The sequence below is a fragment of the Streptomyces sp. NPDC005281 genome, from assembly GCF_040607495.1.
In the GTDB taxonomy this organism is placed as follows: Bacteria; Actinomycetota; Actinomycetes; order Streptomycetales; family Streptomycetaceae; genus Streptomyces.
The window spans coordinates 62,479-86,908 of record NZ_JBEXGX010000022.1; the positions used below are offsets into that span (position 1 = coordinate 62,479).

Sequence of the window (24,430 nt, forward strand, 5' to 3'; positions counted from 1 at the left end):
TCCTGCCCGCCACCGATTCAGCACAGGGCGCAGTCTCGGCAACCGCCCTCGGGCCGAAGGACATTCGGCGCGAGACCGGTCTACGATCTTGGCGCATGACGACTCCCGACTGCTATGTATGCGGCAAGGAAGCAGAGTTCGACGACCTTCCGCCACGCGAGTGCGTGGCCTTCGACCAGCACTGGCGGGTGGCTCACGTCTTCAACACCGCGATGCCCGGCTGGCTGGTGCTGCTGCCGAGGCGCCACGTCACCGCGGTTCACGACCTCACCGACGCCGAGGCAGCTGCCCTGGGGATGTGGCAAGTCAAGCTCTCCCGGGCGCTGCGGAGCACGACCGGCTGCGCCAAGACCTACGTCATCCAGTTCGCCGAGGCCGAAGGCTTCGCGCACGTGCACTTCCACATCGTCCCGCGCATGGCGGATCTGCGGCCGGAACATCGTGGACCGGGCGTTTTCGAACTGCTCGGGCGGCCCGAACAGGAACGAGTGTCGAGCGAGCACGCGGACCAGATTTCCCTCGCCATGCGCGATCACCTTCGCGAGAACTCGATCGCTCGTTAGACGGACAACGGAATCCGAGCGTTCGGGACGACGCCGACTCTCAACGCGCCCTCCGGGGAGGGGTGAACACGTACAGGTCAAGGATGTCGGGGCAGGGAGCGACACCGGGGCCGCCGGCCTGTACCCAGGCCGCGATGTCCTCGGTGGCGTCGGAGTCGTTGACGAGGCCGAGCCAGACCGGGCGGGCTCCTGCGGTACGTGCGGCTGCGGAGGGCTGGACGACGATCACGTTGGCGTGTTCGCACACGTCGAGGCAGTCCGAGACGCGTACAGGGACCTCTTCGGCCAGCCGCGCGAGCTGCCGTTCGTGATCCACGCCGGTGACTTTGGGGGTTCCGCAGCAGCAGTCCCGGCAGACGACTATCCGACATGGTGCCGGTGCGGTGGTGAAACGCTCGGTGCCTGCCGCTTCAGAGCTCTGTCGAGGCATGGCTCGTCACACTCCTCGTCCGGAGAGATCGGTGAAGCTCGACCGGCAGCCGGGAGGCGAGGCGTACAGGGGCACGCCCGGCTTGTCCGGGGTACGAAGCAGCGAGACGGTACGGAACATGGGCATGCCTCGGGGGTCGGGGCTCGTACGCGGAGCCTGGCCTACATGTCCTCCGGGGTGCGGAGGTGCCAGCAGGTCTTCGGACTCGGGTTCGTCCGGACGGGGCGCCTTCCCGGTCTCCCAGTGGCGCTGTGCCCCGCCCGTCCCCCTCACCGCTGCGCGTCAGCTCCGGATTCGCACCGGATTCCCTGACCACGGATGTGGTTCGACTGGCTCGCCGAGGCTATCAAGTCCGTCGGAGAGGGGCGTCGAGAGCTACGGAACCTGCGCCGGCCCGCCTTCGCAGGGCAGAACTCGATGCGGGGCCCGCCCGCGTCACCCGGGCCCGGAAAGCCGTACGTCACGCCCGCCCCCGTTGTTCAGGGTGTGTCACCCGCGTAGTAGAACCGGCACGTCACGCCGGAGCCGGGTCTGCGAGGCTCGTCGGGGTGCGGGTCGTACAGGGCGCGGCCGCCGGGCCAGCGCGACAGCTCGGTGGACAGGGCGGCGCCGTCGTCGACTTCCTCAGGCTGCCGGTCGGTGACGTCCAGGAGCAGACCGTCCAGTGGTCCGCCTATGAGCGCGGCATACGTCCGGTGCGGCAGCGGGCCGGGGTCAGGATCGTCATGGTCACGTCCGTAGACCCGTCCGCGCAGCAGCTGCTCATCACCGTTCATGGGACCAGCATTGCAGCTGGCACTGACAACGAGGATTTGCTCGGCCCTCTCAAGCCCGAGGGACGTTTCCCGAGTACCCCTCGGGGCCTCTCGGGGGCGCGTGGTGGTTGCGTACGTTGCGCTCCACCTCTGCGGTACAGCCGCTCGATATTGGGTTGGTGTTTCGGTGGCCGCACACGGCAAAGTGGCACGGTGACTGAGTATTGGGCGCATACCCTGAACTGGGCAGAAGTGGACCCGTCGCAGCACCCGTTCGAGCTCGACGCCGAGGCGGCGAAGGCGCTGGCCGAGTCGGTGGCGGCCCTGCTGCCCGGGGCGGACGCCGTCGAAGAGGATCTCGGGCGCTCGCTCGATCCGGTCACGGAACTTCTGGTGGAGCGGTACGGCCGGTGGGCCTGCGGATGGAACTGGTCCGTGGGCGAGGGGGACACCGACGGTGGGGTCGTCGGCGTCTGGTGCTGTGCTGCCGATTCCGTGACGACGACGGAGGAGACCTCACGGCTGGTTGTCGCGGCCCTGCTCGAATGGCGTGACTGGCTCGAGGAACTGGCGGAGCGCTTCGCCGCCCTCGTACCGCCCAGGGCCTCCGCCGACTCCTTGGCCGACGCCTGGCACTGGGAGCGCGTGTGCACCCGGCTGGTCACGGTGGTGGCCGAACGGACCCAGGCCGAGAGTGGCTGGTACGGGCACTGTATGCAGGTCCTCACATGGTTCCTCACCCGCAACGGCGTCGACGAGGAGCGGGCCCGCGAGATCGTCGACGGCGCGGTCGGAGGCCGCTTCGGCAGTTGGATCGCACCGGAGGCCACTGTGGTCGACTCGGTGAGCTCACGCTTTGCCCGGAGCCTGGAAGGACAGGGATGAATGCCGCGCCCGCCGGACGGACGCCCTGGCCGACCGGCTGAGCATCCGTGGCGCGCCCGGGCGCGTGCACCGACACGCCCACGCCCCCGCCGGAACCGCCCCGGCCTATGTAGTCGTCTTGTGCGCTGACTGTGTACGCGGCAGGGAGACGGGGGATGTTGTGACGCGGAACGTGACGAAGGCCGGTTTGCTGGCGGTGGCCGTGGTGACGGTGCTCGGGGCCTCGGCCTGCGGCGGGAAGGCCGGCGCGGCGGCCGGGGGAACGCTCCCCGCCCACAAGAAGGGCGAGACCGTGGCGCCCTTCGGGGAGAGGGCGTCGTCCGGCTGGGCGCCGACACGTTCCGGCTCGGCGGGGACGTCGTCCGGAACGGCGTGGACCGCGGCAACGCCCGTCACCCGGCATGTGCCGTGGAATCTCGACATCCTGGACCAGCGGTCGCGGCCCCTGAACGGGAAGTTCACCACCACCGCCACGGGCAAGGGCGTTCACGTCTATGTGATCGACACCGGAATGGACATCGCTCACAGCGAGTTCGGCGGACGCGCCCACCTCGGCGCCGACTTCGTCGGCCCGAGGGACTCCGGTGACTGCTTCAGCGAAGCGGGCATCGGCCACGGCACGTTCGTCGCCGGCATCATCGGCGGGGCGAAGTACGGGGTGGCGCCCAAGGCGGACCTCGTACGGGTCCAGGGCGTCCTGTGCGAGAGCGACGGCGGCGGTTCCCAGGCAGCGGCCGAGGCCGCCGTGGTGAAGTCGGTCAAGTGGGTCACCGCGCACGTGCAGAAGCCGGCAGTGGTGAACATGTCCCTCAATTTCGACCACCGGTCGGCGGCCGTGGAGTCCGCCGTGAAGAAGATGGTCGACGCGGGGATCCCCACGGTGGTGTCGGCCGGCAACTTCCACGACGACGCCTGCAAGCACTCCCCCGCCGGGGTCCCCGGCACGATCGTCGTCGCGGCCTCCACTCCGAACGACCGCCCCTGGAGCGACGGCGGCTCCTACGGATCGGGCTACGGACGCTGCGTCGACCTGTACGCACCCGGCCAGAAGGTGACCGCCGCCCTCGCCGGCGGCGGTACGACCACGGAGACCGACGGCGCGACGTCCTGGGCCGCACCGCACGCGACCGGCGTGATCGCGCTGTACCTGTCGGCGCACCCTCACGCCACGGCTCACGAGGTCCACGTCTGGCTCGACCACACGGCCACCCCCGGCGTCCTGCACGGCGTACGCTCCGACACCCCCAACCGGCTGCTCAACACCGGCGGCCTCTGACCGGAAGCGGGCGGTGGGGCAAGGGTTCGTGAACGCAATGCGGGGCCCGCCTTAGCGGCACCGGGGCCCGACACGTGGCTTCGGTACGGCGAGCGACGGGCGGCGGGCTCCCCATGGCGGTGCGGGATTCTCGGCGAGTTCAGGTCGTCAATGACGGCGCGTGACGGCTTCCGGGGCATGATGATTCGGCTTGCCGTCGCTGCCGCACCGGCGCGGTCGGCCGAGCATGTCTCAGCTGCCGCCGTCCCGTCGGACCCGAACGCGTGACCGAGGTGGTGACGATGACGCCCTCACTCCAGCAGAAGGTCCAAAGCGTCCTCGGTGAACTCGTCGGCACCGGAGCCGAAACCGGTTTACAGGTAGCCGTCCACCAGCACGGTGCTCGTGTCGTCGATGCCGTCGCAGGCGTCGCCGACGGCAGGACCGGGCGCGAAATGACCCCGCAGACCCCGGTCTTCAGCTTCTCCGCCGGCAAGCTCATGTCGTCGCTGATCGCTCACCTGCTCGTCGGGACCGGTGTTGTCGGCTACGACACGCCAGTGGCCGACGTGTGGCCGGAATTCGGTACGCACGGCAAGGCGGCCACGACTCTTCGGCACGTGCTGACGCACTCGGCCGGCGTGCCCGCCATGCCTCGTGGGATCGGCCCCGCCGACCTGACCGACTGGTCGCGTGTGTGCGCCGCGATCGCCGATGCCGAACCGCGGTGGCCTCCGGGGACAATGACGGGTTACCACTCGTACACGTTCGGCTTCGTTGTCGGCGAGATCGCGCGCCGGGCCACGGGCAAACCGATGCGGCAGCTTCTGCACGAGTGGGTCGCCGCGCCCCTGGGCATCGAGGGCGAGCTGTACTTCGGCGTTCCCCCGGCGGACCTGGCCCGGCTGGCACGACTCGAAGACGCCCCAACGCAACCGGCGGCCCCACCTGACGTCGACGCCGTTCTGGCGCCCTGGGAACGGCAGCCGACCGCCGCCATGGGCAACAGCCACGAGATCCTCCAGGCGGACATCCCGTCGGTCGGCACCTTCACCGCGCGGGGAATCGCCGCCATGAATGCCGCACTGATCGAGGGCCGGCTCATCGGTCCACACCAGCTCGCCGAGGTGACGGCGGTTGCCTTCGAGGGCACCGACCAGGTCTTCGGCAATAACGCGCGGCTGGCCCTCGGCTATCCGCTCGGCCGTATCGGTGCCCGGCCGGACGACTCGCCCACCACGTTCGGCTGGGTCGGCGGCGGAGGCAGCTACGTCTACGCCGATACCGCCACCGGCATCTCCTTCGCCATGACGAAGACCCGTCTCACCCCGCACTTCACCGCGGCACAGCGACTCGCGGACCTGACCACAGCCGAGATCGGCACGCACGCCTGACCACTGATGACGGGGATCCGGATCCGTTCCTCAGGCTTTGGCGCGCCGCGGCCGCCTCACCCGTCCGCGTCACGACGGCGGCCGCGGCCTGCCTGCCCACCTTGCCATCAAGCCTTGCGGGCCAGCCCTGCGGCGATGAGGTGTTCCCAGACGGTGAGTTCCCTCTCGGCGCCTCCGTTCCACAGCTTGCCGACCGCCGCGGGGCGCCAGAGGGAGGCGGGGACGACTCCAGGGTCGAGGATCTCCAGACCGTCCAGCAGGGACGCGATCTCCTCGTCGGTGCGCCAGCGGCCACGGCCGAACGTCTGCTGGAGGACCTTCTCGGCCTCGGCCGTCTCCGGGTTGTTGCCGGAACGGAAGTGGCTGACGAAGAAATAGCTTCCGGAGGGTACGCGGTCGCGCCAGAAGCGGACGATCGCGGCAGGGTCTTCCTCGTCGTTGACGTGATGAAGGATGGCGCTGAACACGACGGCCACCGGGCGATCGAAGTCGATCAGCTCGCGGGTCTCGGCGTGGTTGTAGACGGCCTCGGGGTCACGGACATCGGCCTCGATGACCCGCGTCCGGTCGTTCTCCTCCAGCAAAGCCCTTCCGTGGACGAGCACTTGGGGGTCTATGTCGACGTACACCACGCGGGATTCCGGGGTGTGGCGCTGCGCGACCTGGTGAACGTTGTCGGCGGTCGGCAGACCGCTGCCCAGGTCGAGGAACTGGGTCACGTCGGTGGTCGTCGCGATCTCCGCGACCGCCCGGGTCAGCGCGGACCGGTTGGCGAAGGCGATCGCCACCGAGCCGGGAAGATCGCGTTTGAACACATCGCCGATCTCCCGGTCCACGGCGTAGTTGTCCTTGCCGCCCAGCAGATAGTCGTAAACACGCGCGATGCTGGGCTTGGTGGAGTCGATCGAGGTGCCTTCGCTCGTCATGATGACCATCCTCTCCTGTGAGAGAACCCGCTGCCCAGCACTTTGAACCAACGAACCGCCAAGTCCCGCACCGGTGTTCAGCCCGGACGCCACCCCGTACAGGCGGCACATTAGGAGCGCCCTCCCGGGTGCCGTCATCCATCGGCCGTCCGCAGCCCGGGGTTCCGCTCCCCCGGGCTGTCATGTCGCACCCATTGCAGGGGATCGCCTGCGGCGCTACACAGCGAATGTGAGGGAGACCATCAGGATTCCGGGGGTGACCGTGGTGTCGGTGCTGAGCCTTCAGCTACCGGCGATGACAGGCATGGGGGGCGTTCTCAGTTTGCCCGGGGCCATCGGTCTCTGGCTGGCCGGACCTTGGGCGGCAGGCTGGGTGCTGTTCACGTGGCGAACCGCCGTGACACGGCTCGAGGTGTCCCCGGAAGGCATTCGCAGTCACGGCACATGGCGCACGCGGTTCGTGTCGTGGGACGACCTTTCCCTGGTGAGCGTGCGCCAAGCGCAGTCCGTCCTTGGGGAGTTGCCCGTCGCAATTCTCTGCGATGGGAGTCAAGTGCCGCTCACCGGCGCGTACGGCTTCCGCAGCGACGTCGAGTCACGGGTGGACCGGATCGCGAAGCGACTCAACACGCTGGCCGACCAGGCCTGACCGGTCGGGTCGGGCGAGACACCGAGGGCCCGGTGCGGCGGGGACCGCCCGTCGGCCAGGGACCGCCGTCGGACCGCCGGTCGGCCGGGCGGCTGCGGGCGCGCCCGACCCCGGCCCGATCAGCCCGCCAGCCCGCCAGCCCGCCAGCCCGCCAGCGGATCAGATCCCGTCAGCCGAGCAGATCGATTGCGGCCTGGTCCCCCTGCTCCCTCAGCTTCTCGGCCGCCTGCGCCGCCTCCAGGGCGGCCTCGGTCGCCTGGCGCATCTGCTCGGCCGACAGGCCCTCGCACGCGCTGGGCTCACTGCCGTCGGGACTCGCGACGATCGCGGCGGCGCACTGGTCGACGGGGTCGGCGTACCCCGAGTCCGCCTGACCCTGACCCGCTGTCGTGTCCGGGGCAGCGGGATCCGCCGGGCGGGCATCGGTGGCGGACGAGCCTGGCAGCCCCAGGCCGGCCGAGACGCCCGGCGCCTGCCTCCCGCCACTGCCGGGAGGGTTCGCCGTGTCATCGGCGGAACAGCCGCTGATGAGCGCGAGTGCGGCCAGCGCGAGGACGGCCGGGAACGTACGGTGGTGCACAGGTTCTCCCCGAAATCTCCAGGAACGTGATCAGCCGTCAGGCTGGCAGAGTCGCCCGATGGTCGTACCGGTGGTGACGATCCTGTGACAGTGCGTTTCCTGCGTCGTGCGTGCGTACGGATTGGCCGCGCGAGACGGGATGCGACTCCCGACCCCTCCTGTCGTCCGACAGCCGGGTCTTCCGCACTCCGACTCGGACTCACTTCACGAAAACCGCCCGCGCAATCTCATCGGGCGCGGCGCTCGCCTCCGCGACGAGCTTCCCGTCGGCGGACCAGATGCCCGAACGGCCGGACGTGCGGTCGAAGCCGCCGCCGGTCGAACCTGCGAAGGCCGCCGTGGCGACCCATACACCGTGGTCGGCGGCGACCCGGCGGGCGCGCTCGCCGTGAACCTCAGCCTCGTGATCGGCGTGGACGACCCCGGCCACGTACCCGTCGATGCCCAGCGCGGCCGTCCGCGCGGCATGCTCGGGGACACCCGTGTCGCGGCAGACGGCAAGCCCCAGCCGCCTCCCGTCCACTTCGATCACGGCGGGCTCCCCAGGCACAAAGCGAGCGGCCTCGCTGCCGTGGAGGTACACCTTCCCGTAAGCCACGCGCACGCCGTCGCCCTCCACGGCCAGGATGCCGATGCGCGGACCCGGCACAGGCGCGCCGACCAGGGCGAGCGTCCCGGTCTTGGCACATGCTGCGACGATCGGCGCCAGCCGATCATCGTCCGGACCGACCGGCACGGCGTCCAGCTCGTATCCCGTCAGCGACATCTCGGGGAAGACCACCACCCGCGCGTCCGCCGCCCGAACGGCCTCCGCGTGAGCCACCGCGTTGGCCCTCACGTCGTAGGCCGTGCACCTCGGCTGCGCCACCGCGATGCTCAACGTACGCTCCACCCCGAACTCCCCTCATCGAACGCGAGCCCACCAGCACTCAAGGCCAGTGTCCCTTGCACCCGCGCCAGGACGGGCACCCGGGGCGGGGCTACGCCTCGTGCACCCGGGTTAGCAGTTCCATCAGCCGCTTCCCCTCCGCGGCGCTGAGCGGTGCCAGCAGCTCCGTATTGGCCCGCTCAGCCAACTCCGCGCATCGCTCCAGGGTTTGCGTGCCCGCTTCGGTCACCGTCACCGCGTTCTTGCGACGGTCCCGGGGATCGGGTCGGCGCACCGCGAGTCCTGCGTCCTCCAGGTCGTTCAGCAGCAGAACCACGTCCTTCGCGTCGAAGCCCAGCCTGCGCACCAGATCCGCCTGGGCCACCGGGCCGCATTCGGAGACCGCGGCGAGTATGGCGTGCTGCGGCAGCCTCAGCCCCTCCTCGGCGATCGCCTCGGCGACCAGACCCCGGCCGCGCGCCGCCACCCGGCCGACCAGCCAGCTCGGCAGTGACTGGATGTGCGCCAGGGCGCCCGGGGCTTCGATGCGAGTCATGAGGGAGAGGATATCCCGGAATCATTGGACTTCCCAACGATCTCCTGCTCGTCCGGGTCGAGGCGGCCGGCGTCACGCTGCCGACCGCGCACCTGCCGAACTGGCCCGCGTCCACGCGACGATGGCCTCTCGCATCCGTGACCGGCCACCGCAGTGGGCGCCGTGGCCTTGGTGCACGGTGGGCTGGTGGGTTGGTGGCACGAGGGCGCCCGGGAAGCCGAACGTCCCTGCCCGGCGACGCGGTGCTGGTTCCCTGAGACCCAGAGTCGACCCGAACCGTGGTGAGTCCGGCCCGTCGCCGAACGGCCGCCCGCGGTTCCGGCGGACGCCGGGGCGCCGCCCTACAGCACCCGCAGGACGCCGACGACCTTCCCGAGAATGCGCGCGTCGCCGCCGGGGATCGGGGCGAAGGAGGAGTTGCGCGGCATCAGCCACACCTGCCCGTCCTTGCGGTGCAGGACCTTGACCGTGGCCTCGTCCTCCAGGAGCGCGGCGACGATGTCGCCGTGTTCGGCACTGTCCTGCTTGCGGACGGTCACGATGTCGCCGTCGCAGATCGCCGCGCCGATCATGCTGTCGCCTGACACGGTCAGGGCGAACAGCTCCCCCTCGCCGACCACCTGGCGGGGCAGGAAGTAGACGTCCTCGACCATCTCGTCGGCCAGCAGTGGCGCTCCGGCGGCGATCCGTCCGACGAGGGGCACCCGGGCCGGTTCCGAGCTCCGGGCGCCGAGGTCGGGGGCCCAGGAAGGACGGACGCGGTAGGCGCGGGGGCGGTGGGGGTCTCGGTAGAGGACACCCTTGTGCTCCAGTGCGCCCAGCTGGTGCGCGACCGAGCTGGTGCTGGAGAGATTCACGGCCTGGCCGATCTCCCGCATCGACGGCGGGTAGCCCTGCCGGGCGACGGACTCCGTGATGTAGCGGACGATGTCCGCCTGGCGTGCCGTCAGCTCGCCCTCGACGGTCTGTATTCCCGGGGGCCGTCCCCGGCGTACCGGCGCGCTGTTGTCCATCCCCGGGGCACCTCCGTGCAAGATCCTCGCTGAAAGTGACCTTAACCCGCCGTACGGCACATACGAAACGCCTGGACTCGAATTGCGGGCGACCGGGGCACCCAAGGGGCTTCCCGGCACCGCGCTCCCGGCACCCGGCCGCCCACGAAGCCGGATCGTGAAGCCGGCCGTCGAGCGGGGCGGGTACCCGCCGGCGCTGTCGTCACCGGCCCCTCACCAGTGCGGTGTGGGAATGGTCGGCGCGTCCTCGTCGCCGTCACGCACCGGACGCGGAGGCTGGTCGAGGACCTCGCGGGCCGTGGCTCCATCGCCGCCGGTCCGGCGCTGCCGGGCACGCGCCCAGTGGCCGAGGGCGGTGAAACGTTCGAGGAACAGGACGAATGCGCCTTTGGCCGGTTTCACATCGGTTCCTTCCAGGAGGGTCTGGGAAACTCCATCGCACAACTGAACAATGGGCACAGCAGCGGCTGCTGGGGTCTTCTGGCTGTCGAGGGGGTTGGGTGGGCGGGATCGGTGAGGACGGCACGGCTCCGGGCCCGTGTACGGCGGAGGGGTCGCCGTCGCACGAGACACAGTTGTCCGAGGACGCCGTCCAGGTGTTCCGGTGGGTGAGCGACCAGGGATCGTGCGACGCGCTGACACTGGGCGCGACACTGGGATTGCCGGAGAGCCGCGCGGCATCGGCGGTGGCGACGCTGACCGAACTTCTGCTGCTGCGCCGTCTGCCCGGGAACCCCGACCAGTTCGTGGCGGTGGCGCCGGACGCGGCCCTCGCGGCCCTGGTCGCGCCGAGGGAGGCCGGGTTGCGCCGGCAGCTCGCCGAGATCGACCGGCTGCGGGCAGAGCTTTCCCTTCTGGCGCCCTTCTATGCGGAAGGCCGGCGGCAGTGGCAGGGAAGGGCGCCGCTGGCGGAGATCACGGATCTGAAGACTGTCGTGGGAATGATCACCGAGGCGACCATGCGGTGCCGCAAGGAGGTCCGCACCTGCCACCCCGGCGGCGGACGCTCCCCGGCGCTGCTGGAGCAGGCGTTCATCCAGGACCGCGACATGCTGCGCCGGGGCATACGGATGCGCACGCTGTATCAGCACACGGCCCGCTACCACCTGCCCACGCAGGAGTACGCGCGGCGGATGACCGACGAGGGCGCCGAGATCAGAACGCTCAGCGAACTGTTCGGCCGCATGGTCGCCTTCGACGGGGAGACGGTGTTCATCCCGCACCAGGACGACCTGGACGCGGCCATCGTCATCCAGGATCCGTCCACGGTCTCCTATCTCTGCGCGACCTTCGATCACGCCTGGTCGCTGGCCGAGCCCTACCACCCGGGCTGGACGGAGAGTTCGGCGCGGGACGAGGTGAAGCAGGCCATCGTGCGGCTGCTGGCCGAGGGCATGAAGGACGAGATGGTGGCCCGGAGGCTGGGAATGTCGCTGCGTACCTGTCGCAAGCACATCGCCGAGATCATGGAGCAGCTGGGCGCGGCCAGCCGCTTCCAGGCCGGATATCTGGCCCGTGTGCAGTCCTCCGGTCCGGCCTCGGCGACCGCGGGCGGAGCGTGAGAACCCGGCCGGGGGGAGCCATCGACGGCTGAACCCGGCCGGGGCGAGCCGTCGGCGGCCGGTGGCCCGGCGACGCGCCGGACCGGGGGCCGCCCGCCCTTGCGCCTCGCCCGCGGGTCGATCCTGGACCGCTCGGGCAGCCTCGTCGGCCGGATTCCGTCCGGCCCGGGGAGGTGGTCCCTGCACCGCGTGCAGCGGCACGGGCAGCGGCCGACACGACACGGAGGCGATCGTGCGGAACGAGGCGTACGCGCGGGGCGACGCGTACGCCGGAAGTACGTGCCCAATCACGCCGGGACCACAGCAGGACGCCCGGCTGCCCCGACTCCCAGTCACGCCGGGACCACAGTGCGAAGGACGACCGCCGCGACTCCCAGGCACGCCGCGACGACGATGCGAAGCACGACCGCCCCAGCTCCCAGGCACGCCAGGGCCACAGCACGACACACGGCCGCCCCGACAGTGCCGTAAGGCGTCGTACCTCCTGCTCCTGTCCCCATGCCGTCGGCGGTACGACCTAGCACCGTTCTCCTCGTGGGGCCGCCTGCTCCCGTGCGAACAGCAGGGTCAGCCAGGGCAGTTCGTAGCGCATCGCCTCCGGGGTCGCGGCCGTGTGCGCCGACACCTCGGGCAGGGACGGGGGTTGCAGGACGCCCACGTCGATCAGTTCCTCCAGGGAGCGCTGCGCGTCCCGTCCGGCCACGCCGAGGCATTGGGCTGCGGCGGGCAGTGTGAAGGAGACGTCAGGCAGCGCGGCCAGCGCCCGGAGGGAGCCGCGGGCGGGAGCGGGGAGCCGGGACCAGGCCCGTACGAGGCGGGTGCGGACCCCGATTCCGCCGGACGCGAGTTCGTCCAGGGCCTCCGCGGGATGCTCCAGACGGTCCGCGTACTGGCCGAGCGGCATGTGGCGCAGCACGGAGAGGCGATTTCCGGCCGCTCGCAGGGCGAACGGGAGGTGTCCTGCGGCGGCGACGATGCGTTCCGCGGCGGCGCGCTCGGCGCTCAGCCGGGCCCGTCCGATGATTCCGCCGAGCAGACCCAGTCCCTCCTCGGTGGACAGCGGTGGCAGTTCCACCCGGTGCGCGGACTCGAGACAGGGCAGCCGGCCGCGGGAGGTGACCAGTGCGGCGGCGGTGCCCGACGGCGGCAGCAGCGGGGTGAGGGCGTCGGCGTCGGACGCGTCGTCCAGGAGCAGCAGGATCCGGCGCCCGGAGAGCCAGGAGCGCCAGACGGTGGCGGCCTCCTCCCGGTCGGCGGGCAGCCGCTCGGTGCAGCCGACGGAACGGGCCAGCTCCGCGAGCACCGACGCCCAGGGGCGCGTCGAGCCGTCCTCCGCGCACAGCCGGGTCGCGACCACACCGTCGGGGTAGCGCTCGGCGAGGCGGTGCGCGACGTGTACGGCGAAGGCCGTCTTACCGACGCCGACCGCGCCCGTGACGAGGACAGGGGGTCCGCCCTCGGAGCCCAACTGCGCGCTGACGAAGTCCAGTTCCCCGGCGCGTCCGGTGAAGTCGGCGAGGTCCGGCGGGAGCAGCCGTGCCCTGGAGGCGGCGCCGCGCGGCCGGGGCGGGGCCATGGCGTCCAGCAGGGAGCGGTAGGCGCTGTGCAGCGCGGCGCCGGGTTCCAGGCCCAGTTCGCGGGAGAGTCGCTGACGGCAGTCGTCGTAGGCGGCCAGGGCCTCGGTCCTGCGGCCGACCTGGTGCAGCGCGGTGAGCTGGGCGGCGCGCAGCCGCTCCCGCAGCGGGTGGCGGCTCACCATCTCGTCCACGGTGTCGGCGACCGGGCCCGGATCCCCGATCTCCAGCTGTGCCTCCGCCCAGGCCTCGTAGACGGCCAGCCGCCGGGCGTGCCGGCGTTCGACGGCGGCGCGCAGTACCTCGGCGCGGGGGGCCAGGTCGCTGAAGGGGTCGTGCCGCCACAGGTCGAGCGCCTGGCGGTAGGTCCGGGCCGCGTGGCTCGGCGCGCCCGCGCGTACCTCGGTGTCGCCGCGCCGGGCCAGTTCCTCGAAGTGCAGGGTGTCGCATTCCTCCGTGGTGAGGCGCAGTACGTAGCCGCCGGGGCCGTGGTGCAGCCGGTCGAGGTCGTCGGGGTCCAGCACCCGGCGCAGGGTCGAAACGTAGGCCTGAAGGTTCTTGCGGGCCGTGCGGGGCGGGTCGTCGGGCCAGACGGCGTCGGTCAGTTCCTCCACCGACACCGGCGTGTTGGGGCGGGTGAGCAGGACCGCCAGGACGAGGCGCTGCTTCAGCGGACCGAGCGCGAGCGGCAGACCGCCGCGAAAGGCCCGTAGAGAGCCGAGGAGATTCAGCCGCAAGGAAGCGGTGTTGGTGTCCTCGCTTCCGAACTCGCCGGCGGGCTCGCGCGGAATTCCGTGATCCGAGGCCGCGTCGCGGCTTTCCGTGAGCGAGTCGGCCATCTCGCCCCCTCAGCCCCTTCCCCAGCCGGTGTCGTCGGAGTTCAGGCAGAGGAAAGGAAATCTGTGCACGAAAGCCTCCGGTGAGCGGCAGGGGGTGAGGGAATCCGCGAGGAGCCGTGAACCCTTCGGGAATTCGGTGGAATTCCTTCGGCCTTCACAGCATGCGCACGAGCCGGTTCCGGGGCCATGGACTCGAGGATGGCTCAAGGTGCATGCAGCAACGCACCCGCCGGGATAAAGAGCGAACATGCACACAAACTGGCGTGAATCGACCGTACGTGTCTCTTTCCGTCCCCAAGCTGGTCAGCCCCTCGTCGCGTACCGGCTTCGAACCGACCGCCAACCGCGACCGAACCCGGACCGCGCACGCTGGGTCCGCACGTCCTGGTGGCCTACGGAGGTGACGAGATGCGGCTGGCGGAGATCATCGAGCTACGTCCGGTGCCGGCGGCCGGGCTCCTCGCCACCCTCACCAGACGTTGCCCGCTGAGCTGCGCCCACTGCTCCACCTCGTCGGGACCTCGCGGGGAGGACACACCGGGCGAGGCGCTGCGCCGCTTCGTCGGGGGCTTCACCTCGCAGGACCGTCCGGAGGTCCTGATGCTCACGGGCGGTGAGCCGCTGCTGCGGCCCGCGCTCGTGGCGGACCTCGCGGCGCTCGCCGAGGCGACCGGAACGCGCACGTCGGTACTGAGCGGCATGTTCTTCGCGGGCGACGGCCGCGTACCCGCCCGCATCCTGCGCGCGCTGCGGCACGTCGCCCACTTCTCGGCGAGCATCGACGTGTTCCACGAACGTGAGATTCCGCGCGCCCAGGTATTCCGCGCGATGCACCGCATCATGGAAAGCGGAACAGACGTGAGTTTCCATGTGGCGGGCACCACGGCGGATGACGCCTATCTCACGGACATCACCACCTCCATTCGTACCGAATTCCGCGACCAGGCGGCCGTCCTGGTCAATCACATCCGGCCGGTGGGACGCGCGGCGGGCTGGGCAGCCGCGCGGACGGTGCCGCTCCGGGACGCGGTGGACGAAGGGCTCTCCGAGGCACCCCCGGCACCTTGCGCGATGGCGGCCTGGCCGACGGTGGCCTTCGACGGCACCGTCACCGCCTGCTGCAACCAGCGCGTGGTGGACGCCCGCCCCGTTCCCGAGCATCTGCGGCTGGGGCACATCGCGGAGGACGACTGGGCCGCGATACGCCGCCGCTGCCAGGAGTCACCCGTGCTGCGCACCATCCGTACCGCCGGCGTCGGATCGTGCGCGGACTGCCGCGGCCTCGCCCGACGACCCGCGGCCCTGGACGCGGCCGAGCGGGCTGGTTCACGCCCCGCGGCCGGCGCGATGGACGCGCTCGGCGCCCGGCTCCAGTACGAAGCCGGGGCCGCCTCGCTGCTGCGACGCTACGGAAGCGACCGGTACGCACCGCTCGTGCTCCTCGGCGGTCCGGAGAACGGGGAGGATCCCGGGTGAGCCCGTCGGCCGCCGCGAGCCTGCGACTTCAACTGTCCCTCGTACAGCCCGTGTTGCGGTCCGCGACCGCCCGCATGTGGCACTCAGGCCCCGGGCTCCCCGACCGCTACCGGCGCTACCTGCGCGCCATGCACCAGGTGATCCGCGCCTCCGTTCCGCTCATGGAACGGGCCGCCGCGCGCTGCGAGGCGCTGCCCCGGGACCCGGTGACGGGGCCGCTCGCGCGATACCTGCGCTCCCACGCCGAGGAGGAACGGGGCCACGACGGCTGGCTGCTCGCCGACGCGGCGGCGACCGGGACGGCACCCGGCGAGCTCACCGACACCGTTCCGCCGGCTCATGTGGCCGCCCTGGTGGGAGCGCAGTACTACTGGATCGAGCACAGCCATCCGGTGGCACTGCTCGGCTACATCGCCGTGCTGGAGGGCAACGCGCCCGCACCGGGACTGGCCGCCCGGCTGGCACGGGAGACCGGTCTGCCGCAGGCCGCCTTCGAGACCGTACGCCTCCACGCGGACCTCGACGACGGACATAGCGCGGACCTGGATCTCCTGATCGAACGACTGCCTCTGGACGCCGCGCAGCGCTCCCTCGTCGCCGTCAGCGCGCTGCACACGGTCGCCTCCCTCGCCGAGCTGTTCGACCGCATCACCGCGGCACCAACCGAATGGGAGAGCACCGATGAATGACCCCGCACCCGATCGCGACCGCCTTCGCGCGCTGGAGGACGCCGGGTTCCCGCTGCACAGCCTCTCCCCCGAGCAGCGAGAGGTGCTCCAGGAGCTCAGCGCGCAGGAGTTGACCCTGCTGCTCGACCTGAAGGGGCGGCTGGACGCGGCCGAGCCCGAGGTGCAGGCGCACAGCGAGATCGCCGGCGGAGCGCTGTTCTGATGACCGGCGTCATGACCGGCGGCGCGCGCATGAAGTGCCCGCGGTGTCCTGAACCCCCGCCGGACGGCGCGGCGTTCTGCCCCAGGTGCGGAACCGCCTGCGTGGCCGCGGGCGACGGTGCCCCGCTCGAGGAGCGCCGGGTGGTGACCGTGCTCTTCTGCGACCTCGTCGGGTCGACGGCCCTGTCCGGGCGGCTCGACCCGGAGACGCTGCGCACCGTCACCCTCCGGTACTTCGCGCTGATGCGGGAGCGGATCGAGGAACACGGCGGAACCGTCGAGAAGTTCATCGGCGACGCCGTGATGGCCGTCTTCGGCGTGCCCGTCCGTCATGAGGACGACGCCCACCGCGCGCTGGCCGCCGCCCGTGGCATGGTCACCAGCCTCGACGGGCTCAACACCGAGCTGGAGCGGGAGCACGGTGTACGGCTCGCCGTCCGCATCGGCGTGAACACCGGCGAGGTGGTGGTGAGCGTCGACCCCGCCGCCCGCCAGGCCCTGGTCTCAGGCGAGGTCGTCAACATCGGGGCCCGGCTCGAACAGCACGCCGGCGCGGGCGACATCCTGATCGGCCCCGCCACCCTGCACGCCGCCGGTCCCTCCGCGGTCACCGAGTCCGCCGGATCGCTTTCTCTCAAGGGCGTCGGCGTCCCCGTACCGGCACACCGCCTGCTCGCCCTGCACGAGGACGACCCGGAGCGGGTACGACGCTTCGACACCCCTTTCATCGGGCGCGAGCACGAACTCGCCGAACTACGCCTGATGCTGCGCAAGTTGGAGGCGGATCCGCGTTCGCACCTGGTGACCGTCTACGGCGAGGCCGGCCTCGGCAAGACGCGCCTGCTGCGCGAGTGGCTGCGGGGCTGCCCGGCGTACGGCGAGGGACGGTGCCGGCCCTACGGCGAGACGGGGTCCCTGTCGCCGCTCGCCGAAGCCGTACGCCAGGTGCTCGCCTCCGCCGGCGAGGACGCGGCCCTCGCCGGACTGCCGGCACCCGAGCGGACCGAGGCACAACAGGCCCTGCGCCTGCTGCGGACCGGTCTCCTCACGGACGGCACCCCCAGCCCGTCCACGGACGACACGCTCATGGCACTGGCCTGCCTCCTGGACGCGCTGTCCCGTGAACGGCCCGTCGTCTTGGTCCTGGACGACTGTCACTGGGCGTCCGCACCCCTGCTCGACATGGCGGACCGGCTGCTGGACGAGCTCGACCGCTCCCCCGTGGCCCTGGTGTGCGTCGCCCGCCCGGAGCTGCTGGAGTCCCGCCCCGGCTGGGGCAGCGGGCGCATGCGGTCCGCGTCGCTGCTGCTCACACCGCTCACCCGGGAGGAGGCCGCCGCTCTCGCCGGCGAACTGGTCGAGGTGGCCGCCCACCGGCACGACGTGCTGGAGGGCGCGCTCGACCGCGCCGAGGGCAATCCGCTGTACCTGGAACATCTGACGGCCATGGCCGCCGAGGGCGACGACCTGCCGCTGACCGTCCACGCCCTGCTCGGCGCCCGCATCGACGCGCTGCCGCCGCGGGAGCGGACCCTGCTCCAGGTGGCCGCCGTCCTCGGGCGCGAGTTCCCGCGCGCCGACCTGACCGAACTGGCCGGCGCCGAGGAGCCCGCGGGCCCGGCGGAGTCCCCGGGCGGCCTACTCAGCGGCCTCGTACGACGGCGGCTCATCGAGTCGGGCGGCCGCTCCCGGTCGACCGGTTCCGTCCTCCGGTTCGGCAGCGCCCTGGTGCAGGAGACCGCCTACCGCGGCATGGCCAAGAAGGTACGGGCCCGGCGTCACGAGCACGCCGCCGAGATCCTCGTCCGCCACGACGCCGGGGATGCCGCTGTCGGCTCCCATCTGGCCCGCGCCCACCGTCTGCTCACCGAACTGGGCGTCCACGACGGGGACTCCGACGTGCTGCGCGCTCGCGCCGCCGAGACGCTGACCCGGGCCGGGGCGGCCGCCCTGGCACGCTCCGACCTGCGGTGGGCCGACGACCTGCTCACCCAGGCCCTGGATCTGGCCACTCCCGGCGATCCCCTCGCTGGCGAGGCTTCTAGGCGGCTCGGCGAGACGAAGGTTGCCCGCGGCGAACCCGGGCGCGGCCGGGAACTGCTTGCGGACGCGCTCGACACGGCCGACCGGGCCGGCGATCCACTGGGCGCCGCCCATGCCCGCCTCGCGCTCACCGCGCTCGACCCCCGGCACGGATCCGCCGCCGAGGTGGCCGAGGTCGCTCTCCCCCTGTTCACCCGGGCGGGCGACGACCAGGGCATCGCCCGCGCCTGCGTCCGTATCGCCCAGGACCGTCAGCGCCGGGGACGGCACGCCGAGGCCGAGGAACTGCTCCGACGGGCCCTGGACCACGCCGACCTGGCCGACGCCGAACCCGAACGGGCACTGGCGCTCGGCGCGATCGGCATCTCCCTGTGGCGCGGCCCCACCCCGGTCGCGCAGGCCGTGGCGCGCTGCGAGGAACTGCTGACGGCCCACGGCGCCGGACGGCCGACCGTCCGGGCCACGCTGTGCTGCCCCCTGGCCGTGCTCCTGGCCCTTCAGGGCAGACACGAGGAGGCACAAGAGCGGCTGGCCGAGGCGGCTCAACTGGCTCGCGGCCTCGGCTACGCCGAGAGCGCGCTGTTCATCCCGCTGTTCGCTGCCGAGGTCGAGGCGCTGACCGGCGCGCAGGACCGAGGACTCGCCCTGCTGGAGGAGGCGGCACGCGCGGCACACGGGCTCGGCGCCACGGGGGCTCTGCCCGGCATCGCCCGGGAGCGGGCGCGGATCCTGCTGGACCGCGGTGAGCCCGCGGAGGCGCGGGCTCTGCCGGACCCCGAGCGGTCCGGACTGCCTCCGGCCGAGTCCGCCGACGCGTACGGGCTGCGGGCCCGCGCTCTGGCGCTCACCGATGAACCGGACCTCGCGCGCGCCTGGGCGGGCCTGGCCGTGGCCGCGGCGGCCGAGACGGACTCCCCCCTCGTCCGGGGCACCGCTGCCCTCGACCTCGCTCACACCCTGCGCGCGCTCGGCCGGACCGCGGACGCGGCCCGGGAGGCGCACACCGCGCGGAAGCACTACGCCGCCAAGGGCCACCGGCCGGGCACGGACCGCGCGTCCGCCTTCGCCGACGAGACGACGGCCACGGCCCGGGGCGCAGGGCACCCGGCCCCACCGGAAGGCAGGACCGCATGACCACAGGAACGGCGGGAGGGCTCACCTGGAGCCTGCGTGACCGCTCCCCCGAAGAACTCACGATGCTCGCCGACACGATGCCGGACCTGCCCGCCGACCCCTCGGCCTGGTCGGACGGCGGCGGGGTGCGGGTGTGCGTGGTCGACACCGGGGTGGAGTGCGGCCATCCCTCGGTCGGCGCCGTCCAGGGCTCCTACGAGGTGGCGCCCGACCCCGACGGAACCCTGCGCGTCGTCGAAAGCGGCCCGCTGCCCGACGGCGCCGGCGACGCCTGCGGGCACGGAACAGCGTGCGCCGGCATCGTCCGGCGGGTGGCCCCGGACTGCGAGCTGCACAGCGTGCGGGTGCTGGGCGAGGGCTTCACCGGCAGTGGCGAGGCCCTCCTCACCGGGCTGCGGTGGGCCGTCGACCAGGGATTCGACGTGGTCAACCTCAGTCTGTCCACGACCCGCCCAAAATTCCTCGAGACCCTGCGGGCGCTGGCCGACCAGGCGTTCTTCACCGGGACCACGCTGGTGGCGTCCGCGCACAACACCCCCGTGGAGAGCTTCCCTTGGCGCTTCTCGTCGGTCATCTCGGTCGGCACCCACCGCGAGGACGACTCCGGTCTCTTCCTCTACAACCCCGCGCCACCCGTGGAGTTCTTCGCGCCCGGCCAGAACGTGCAGGTGGCCTGGACGGGCGGGAAGACGATCCGTACGACGGGCAACAGCTTCGCCACCCCCTTCATCAGCGGGATGTGCGCACGCCTGCTCGGCACCCGCCCGAAACTGACCCCGTTTCAGATCAAGAACGCGCTCTACCTCTCCGCCGCGAACGTGCGCATCGGCGAACCAGTCACCCGAGGTGAATCATGACCCAGTCCCCCGGCCTCGTCCCCGCCACCGGCGGGGGCCCCGCGACGCGCGTCGGCAGCGCGGAGCACGATCTGCTTCAGTCCGTCGTCGACACCGCGCGGGCCATCTTCGGCGCCGCGGCCAGCTCCGTGCTGCTGCACGACCGGGACACCGACGAACTGGTCTTCCAGGCCGTGGCCGGGGAGGGCGAGGAGTCTCTCGTGGGCTCGCGGTTCCCGGCCGGTCGGGGTCTCGCGGGCTGGGTGCTCGTCTCGGGTGAGCCCATGATCGCGGACGACCTCCGGGAACAGGGCATGTTCGCCAAGGACGTCGCCAAGGCCACGGGTTACGTGCCGGATGCCCTGATGGCGGCGCCGCTCGCCCATCACGACCGGGTGCTCGGCGTCCTCGAAGTGCTCGACCCCGCCCAGCAGTCCCGCTCCAGCCTCTCCGAGCTCGACCTCCTCGCCCTCTTCGCCCGTCAGGCCGCGGCGGCCCTCGCCGTCATCGCCGACCGGCGCCAGGAGGAGACTCCGGCGGCGGTCCGCGCACGGGGCCTGGAACTCCTGGCCGCGCTGCGGGACGTACTGCTCGACGGAGTGCCCCCGCAGGCGTCGCAGGAGGGGTGAGGCTCCGGGGGCTGCCGCGGCTGTCGGGCAGCCCCCGTCTTCCCGTTGGCGGGGGCGGTGGGGGCAGCGGGGCTGGCGAGGCTGGCGTGGCTGGCGAGCGCGGACTTCCCCGACCCCTCGGTCCGCGCCCATGGACCCACCGTGGCCCTCGGTGGATACGGCGAGGTCTACGGGGTCGACAGAGCCGACGGGAGGGAACGCGGGCCTGCGGCCTCTCACTTCGGTTCCGTGCGGCGGTCTCGGACGGGACCGGCGTCGCGCCACGCCTCCTGGGTTCAGCGTGCCGCCGATTCCACCGCGTCGGCGGCGCGGGTTTCGCTCTTGCCGTCGGCGAGCAGGCCGCCGATCTCCTCGGCACGCGAACGCATTTGGGGGTCGTTCGCCGTCTCCTCGACGGCGGCACGCAGGTCCGCGGCGGGAGCGCCGGACTCCGGCAGGCGGCGGGCGACGCCGGCGCGCAGGCAGGCGGTGGCGAGGACCTGCTGCTCGGATCCGTTGGGGGCCACGAGCAGCGGTTTGCCGTGCAGGAGGGCGGCGAGGACCGGGGCGGAGGTGGCGTTGGTCAGGACGAGGTCGGCCCGGTCGACGAGCGGGCTCATCCAGGGGCGGCGGCCGACGATCAGGTCGGCGTCCGGGGCGGCCTCGGGGGCGCCGGACCGGCCCAGTTCCACGACGGCCCGGTGGGTACCTGCGGTGAAGGCCGCGTTGAGTCGCGGCCAGAGCGAGGTGCCGCCGAAGGTCCGGCCGAGGTGGACGTATGCCAGGGGCCTGGTATCCGGGAGCGGTTCGGACGCGGCTGGTTCTGGTTCCCACCAGCAGGGGCCGACATGGCTTACGGCCGGGGGCAGTTCGGCGTCGGCCGGCTCCAGGAGGGGGTGACCGCGCAGCAGGAAGGCGGTGCCGAGCAGCGGGGTGTCCGGGAAGCGGTCGTGCCGTGGCGCGAGGCCTGCCGTCTCTCGGAGCGCTCCGTAGTGCTTCAGGGTCTCCGTCAGCCGCCAGGTGCGGTCGTGCGTGTCCGCCGGGCCGGCGTCTCCGCCGCGGTAGGGCCACAGGTGCGCGGTGAGTCCGAGGACCACCACGGGCAGGTCGGCGGCTTCGGCGGCCACGAGTGCGCCGTGGCAGAGCACGGAGGTGACCAGGACGTCGGGTCGCAGCCGTCGGACGGCCCGTGCCACCGCGGTGTACTGCTCGGGGCCGCGGACCGACCATTGGGTCACCGACAGGGCCGTGGCGTCCGTGACGGCGGACAGGTCCAGTCCCGCCTCGGTGGTCACCGGAGCGGCGTTCGGTCCGGCCAGGACGCGCACCGTGTGGGCGCGGCGGCGCAGTTCGCGGCCCACGGCGAGGGCGGGGTACAGGTAGCCCGGGTCGCTGAGCGGACACAGGAGCACGTTCATGTCGGCGTCTCCCCCGTCAGCGGAAGGCCCAAGTGGTGGGCGAGGAAGGCCATGACGTCCGCGTAGAGGCGGGCGCTTCGCGAGGAGGCGCGCGCCGAGTGTCCGACGTCGCGCTCGGTGCGCAGCACGACCGGCGCGTCACCGGTACCGGCCCATTGCAGGGCGGCGCACATCTTGCGTGCGTGGGCGGGGTCGACGCGCGTGTCCCCGTCGAATACGGCCAGCAGCACGGCGGGATAGCGCGTGCCCTCGCGCACCTGGTGGTAGGGCGAGTACGAGAGCAGGTGCGCGAACTGGGCGGGGTCCGCGGCGCTTCCGTACTCGTCGCGCCAGCTCGCGCCCATGCCCGACAGTTCGTAGCGCACCATGTCGAGCAGGGGTGCGACGCACACGACGGCCGCGTAGGTCTCCGGGCGTCGGGTGAGGGCGGCGGCGGCCAGCAGTCCTCCGTTGGAACTGCCGAGAACGCCGAGCCGGCCCGGCGCGGCCCAGCCGTCGCGGAGGAGGTGGTCCGCCGCCGCGTCGAAGTCGTCGAAGGTGTTGCGCTTGTGCTCACGGCGTCCGGCCGAGTGCCATTCCTCGCCCTCCTCTCCCCCGCCGCGTACGCAGGCGACCGCGTACACGCCGCCCGCCCGCACCCAGGGGATGGCCTGCGGGGTGAAGCCTGGGGTCATCGAGGCGCCGAAGCCGCCGTATCCGGTGACGACGGCGGGGCGGGGCCGGTCCGGGCGGCCTGTGGGTGACATGACGAACATGCGCACCTGGGTGCCGTCGCGGGAGCGCACGGTCTCCTGGGTGACGATCACGCCGTCGACGGGGTCGACCGCCGGGGAGCCACCCGGCCAGGGGCGCAGCTGTCCGGTGACGGCGTCGTAGTGCAGGACGACGGTGGGTGTGATGTGGTCGCTGTACGCGAACCACAGCTCGTGGCCAGCTTCATGATGTGCCGTCAGTTGCGTCACCGTCCCCCGTCCGGGCAGGGGTACGGTCCTGGCGTGGGATCCGGTCCTGGCGTCGTGCAGGGTCAACTCGCCGACCGCGTGCCGGGTTCGTACGACGGCCAGGAGCGGCCGGTCCAGTGCCGGGCCGTCCAGGACGGCGAAGTCCTGGAGTACGGTGCCGGGTTGCTCGGCGACGAGGGTGCGCCACTGTGCGGGGTCCTTGGCGCCGCGAGGCGCCGCGGCGATCCGGCCGCGCGGGGCGCCGACGGTGGTCCTGAGGAGGAGTGGCCCCTCGCCCGGCCTCAGGCGGACGGCGGTGTGGCCGTCGTCCTCGTACTGAAAGCGGCGCAGGTCGGGGCGGTCCGGCCCGGTCGCGGTCAGGTCTGCGGTCCACAGGCCGGTGCGCGGAGAGGTGCCCTCGCTGGCGCCGACGACCAGGATCCGGCCGTCGGGGGCGGTGGCGACGGTGTAGTACTGGGTGTCCGACCGCCCGGCCCCGAAGATCTCCACGTCCTGGTGGGCGGGCGTGCCGACCTGGTGCAGGTATACGCGGCGGGGCAGAACTTCGCCGGCGGCGTGTGCGGGCGCCAGTCGGCGTACGTAGTAGAAGGCCCGGCCACCCGGCAGCCATGCCACGGGGGAACGGCGGACCCGGTCCACGGGCCCGTCGACCGTCTCGCCGGTCTCGGTGTCGAGCACGCGCAGCACCGAGTGCTCCGTACCGCCCGAGGACAGCTGGACGGCCACGAGGCCGCCCTCCCAGGAGGGTTCCCAGGCCTCGACCACGGTCGTTCCGGACGGGTCGGCCTCCAGCGGGTCGAGCAGGATCCTCGTCCGGCCGCTCTCCCGGACGGCCAGCGCGGCAAGTTCGCGCCCGGGTCGCCTGCACAGGTGGAATTCCCGTCCGCCGCGCGCCACCGGCGGACGGGCGCCGCCTCCGGCGAGCAGGGCGGTCATCCGCGTGAGCAACTCGTCCCGGGCGGGCCAGCGGGCCTCCTCCTGGGCGAGGAGTCGTTCCTGAGCGGCGCTCCACGCGATGGTGGCGGGGTCCCGCGCATCCTCCAGCCAGCGGTAGGGGTCGGCGACCCGCCGGCCGTGCAGGATCTCCTCCGGTCCGCTGCGTGGGGCCGGCGGGCAGGTGTTCCGGTCGGCCGCCGGCCCGGCGTCGCGGGGCGGGGACTGGGTCATCGCGGCGCTCCAGGGTGAACGGATCACGTCGGTGGCGTGAGGAGGAC

General features: G+C 72.2%; 23 protein-coding genes and 1 riboswitch. Of the genes, 12 read left to right on the plus strand and 11 right to left on the minus strand.

The window, feature by feature from the left end; translation table 11 throughout:
* Positions 1-95: 95 nt before the first annotated feature.
* Complete coding sequence (locus tag ABZV42_RS27990) at positions 96-563, plus strand: HIT family protein (protein WP_355985990.1); 468 nt, start codon at positions 96-98, stop codon at positions 561-563.
* 40 nt (positions 564-603) lie between these two features.
* On the opposite strand, the gene ABZV42_RS27995 is transcribed toward ABZV42_RS27990, so the two are convergent.
* The gene (locus tag ABZV42_RS27995; RefSeq protein WP_355985992.1) at positions 604-993 is read right to left on the minus strand and encodes a (2Fe-2S) ferredoxin domain-containing protein; all 390 of its coding nucleotides are present in this window, start codon (positions 991-993) and stop codon (positions 604-606) included.
* Between the two features lie 172 nt (positions 994-1,165).
* Positions 1,166-1,342: riboswitch (cobalamin riboswitch) on the minus strand.
* Between the two features lie 130 nt (positions 1,343-1,472).
* Positions 1,473-1,769 (minus strand): hypothetical protein, encoded by a 297-nt coding sequence (locus ABZV42_RS28000; RefSeq protein ID WP_355985993.1) that lies wholly within the window; start codon positions 1,767-1,769, stop codon positions 1,473-1,475.
* A 192-nt stretch (positions 1,770-1,961) separates the two neighbouring features.
* On the opposite strand from ABZV42_RS28000, the gene ABZV42_RS28005 reads away from it, so the two are divergent.
* The 3 genes from ABZV42_RS28005 to ABZV42_RS28015 all read left to right on the plus strand — a co-directional run bounded on the left by ABZV42_RS28005 (position 1,962) and on the right by ABZV42_RS28015 (position 5,282).
* Positions 1,962-2,633, plus strand: a complete 672-nt coding sequence (locus ABZV42_RS28005; protein WP_355985994.1) for a hypothetical protein — start codon at positions 1,962-1,964, stop codon at positions 2,631-2,633.
* A 160-nt stretch (positions 2,634-2,793) separates the two neighbouring features.
* The gene (locus ABZV42_RS28010; protein ID WP_355985997.1) at positions 2,794-3,909 is read left to right on the plus strand and encodes a S8 family peptidase; all 1,116 of its coding nucleotides are present in this window, start codon (positions 2,794-2,796) and stop codon (positions 3,907-3,909) included.
* 281 nt (positions 3,910-4,190) lie between these two features.
* Complete coding sequence (locus ABZV42_RS28015) at positions 4,191-5,282, plus strand: serine hydrolase domain-containing protein (RefSeq protein WP_356054118.1); 1,092 nt, start codon at positions 4,191-4,193, stop codon at positions 5,280-5,282.
* A 107-nt stretch (positions 5,283-5,389) separates the two neighbouring features.
* On the opposite strand, the gene ABZV42_RS28020 is transcribed toward ABZV42_RS28015, so the two are convergent.
* Positions 5,390-6,208 (minus strand): SAM-dependent methyltransferase, encoded by an 819-nt coding sequence (locus ABZV42_RS28020; protein ID WP_355986001.1) that lies wholly within the window; start codon positions 6,206-6,208, stop codon positions 5,390-5,392.
* 229 nt (positions 6,209-6,437) lie between these two features.
* Between ABZV42_RS28020 and ABZV42_RS28025 the strand changes: the two genes are divergently transcribed.
* Positions 6,438-6,857: a PH domain-containing protein gene (locus tag ABZV42_RS28025; protein WP_355986003.1), complete on the plus strand. Its 420-nt coding sequence runs from the start codon at positions 6,438-6,440 to the stop codon at positions 6,855-6,857.
* Between the two features lie 169 nt (positions 6,858-7,026).
* On the opposite strand, the gene ABZV42_RS28030 is transcribed toward ABZV42_RS28025, so the two are convergent.
* The 5 genes from ABZV42_RS28030 to ABZV42_RS28050 all read right to left on the minus strand — a co-directional run bounded on the left by ABZV42_RS28030 (position 7,027) and on the right by ABZV42_RS28050 (position 10,276).
* Positions 7,027-7,437: a hypothetical protein gene (locus ABZV42_RS28030; RefSeq protein ID WP_355986006.1), complete on the minus strand. Its 411-nt coding sequence runs from the start codon at positions 7,435-7,437 to the stop codon at positions 7,027-7,029.
* A 199-nt stretch (positions 7,438-7,636) separates the two neighbouring features.
* A complete protein-coding gene (locus ABZV42_RS28035) occupies positions 7,637-8,329 on the minus strand; it encodes a carbon-nitrogen hydrolase family protein (RefSeq protein ID WP_356054120.1) in 693 nt (230 codons plus the stop codon).
* An 88-nt stretch (positions 8,330-8,417) separates the two neighbouring features.
* Positions 8,418-8,861: a MarR family winged helix-turn-helix transcriptional regulator gene (locus ABZV42_RS28040; protein ID WP_356054122.1), complete on the minus strand. Its 444-nt coding sequence runs from the start codon at positions 8,859-8,861 to the stop codon at positions 8,418-8,420.
* A 341-nt stretch (positions 8,862-9,202) separates the two neighbouring features.
* A complete protein-coding gene (gene lexA, locus ABZV42_RS28045) occupies positions 9,203-9,874 on the minus strand; it encodes a transcriptional repressor LexA (protein WP_356054125.1) in 672 nt (223 codons plus the stop codon).
* Positions 9,875-10,087: 213 nt separating this feature from the next.
* Positions 10,088-10,276: a hypothetical protein gene (locus ABZV42_RS28050; RefSeq protein ID WP_355986014.1), complete on the minus strand. Its 189-nt coding sequence runs from the start codon at positions 10,274-10,276 to the stop codon at positions 10,088-10,090.
* 206 nt (positions 10,277-10,482) lie between these two features.
* Here ABZV42_RS28050 and ABZV42_RS28055 point away from each other — a divergent pair, with 206 nt between their 5' ends.
* Positions 10,483-11,436, plus strand: coding sequence for a LuxR C-terminal-related transcriptional regulator (locus tag ABZV42_RS28055; protein WP_355986016.1), 954 nt, complete (start codon positions 10,483-10,485; stop codon positions 11,434-11,436).
* A 517-nt stretch (positions 11,437-11,953) separates the two neighbouring features.
* On the opposite strand, the gene ABZV42_RS28060 is transcribed toward ABZV42_RS28055, so the two are convergent.
* The gene (locus ABZV42_RS28060) at positions 11,954-13,849 is read right to left on the minus strand and encodes a BTAD domain-containing putative transcriptional regulator (RefSeq protein ID WP_356054126.1); all 1,896 of its coding nucleotides are present in this window, start codon (positions 13,847-13,849) and stop codon (positions 11,954-11,956) included.
* Positions 13,850-14,257: 408 nt separating this feature from the next.
* On the opposite strand from ABZV42_RS28060, the gene ABZV42_RS28065 reads away from it, so the two are divergent.
* The 6 genes from ABZV42_RS28065 to ABZV42_RS28090 all read left to right on the plus strand — a co-directional run bounded on the left by ABZV42_RS28065 (position 14,258) and on the right by ABZV42_RS28090 (position 20,857).
* Positions 14,258-15,325, plus strand: coding sequence for a radical SAM protein (locus tag ABZV42_RS28065; RefSeq protein ID WP_356054185.1), 1,068 nt, complete (start codon positions 14,258-14,260; stop codon positions 15,323-15,325).
* Positions 15,322-16,014, plus strand: a complete 693-nt coding sequence (locus tag ABZV42_RS28070) for an iron-containing redox enzyme family protein (protein ID WP_356054128.1) — start codon at positions 15,322-15,324, stop codon at positions 16,012-16,014. The genes ABZV42_RS28065 and ABZV42_RS28070 overlap by 4 nt, the downstream gene beginning before the upstream one ends.
* Positions 16,007-16,216, plus strand: coding sequence for an aroma-sacti cluster domain-containing protein (locus ABZV42_RS28075; RefSeq protein WP_355986025.1), 210 nt, complete (start codon positions 16,007-16,009; stop codon positions 16,214-16,216). The genes ABZV42_RS28070 and ABZV42_RS28075 overlap by 8 nt, the downstream gene beginning before the upstream one ends.
* A gap of 101 nt (positions 16,217-16,317) precedes the next feature.
* Entirely contained in the window at positions 16,318-19,392 is a 3,075-nt protein-coding gene (locus ABZV42_RS28080; protein WP_356054130.1) for an adenylate/guanylate cyclase domain-containing protein, read from the plus strand.
* Entirely contained in the window at positions 19,389-20,249 is an 861-nt protein-coding gene (locus ABZV42_RS28085; protein WP_356054132.1) for a S8 family serine peptidase, read from the plus strand. Before ABZV42_RS28080 ends, ABZV42_RS28085 begins: the two co-directional genes overlap by 4 nt.
* Positions 20,246-20,857 (plus strand): GAF domain-containing protein, encoded by a 612-nt coding sequence (locus ABZV42_RS28090; RefSeq protein ID WP_355986032.1) that lies wholly within the window; start codon positions 20,246-20,248, stop codon positions 20,855-20,857. The genes ABZV42_RS28085 and ABZV42_RS28090 overlap by 4 nt, the downstream gene beginning before the upstream one ends.
* Before the next feature lie 275 nt (positions 20,858-21,132).
* Here ABZV42_RS28090 and ABZV42_RS28095 read toward each other — a convergent pair whose 3' ends face one another.
* Positions 21,133-22,254 (minus strand): glycosyltransferase, encoded by a 1,122-nt coding sequence (locus ABZV42_RS28095; RefSeq protein ID WP_356054133.1) that lies wholly within the window; start codon positions 22,252-22,254, stop codon positions 21,133-21,135.
* Positions 22,251-24,383, minus strand: coding sequence for a prolyl oligopeptidase family serine peptidase (locus ABZV42_RS28100; RefSeq protein WP_356054135.1), 2,133 nt, complete (start codon positions 24,381-24,383; stop codon positions 22,251-22,253). Before ABZV42_RS28100 ends, ABZV42_RS28095 begins: the two co-directional genes overlap by 4 nt.
* Positions 24,384-24,430 lie beyond the last annotated feature (47 nt).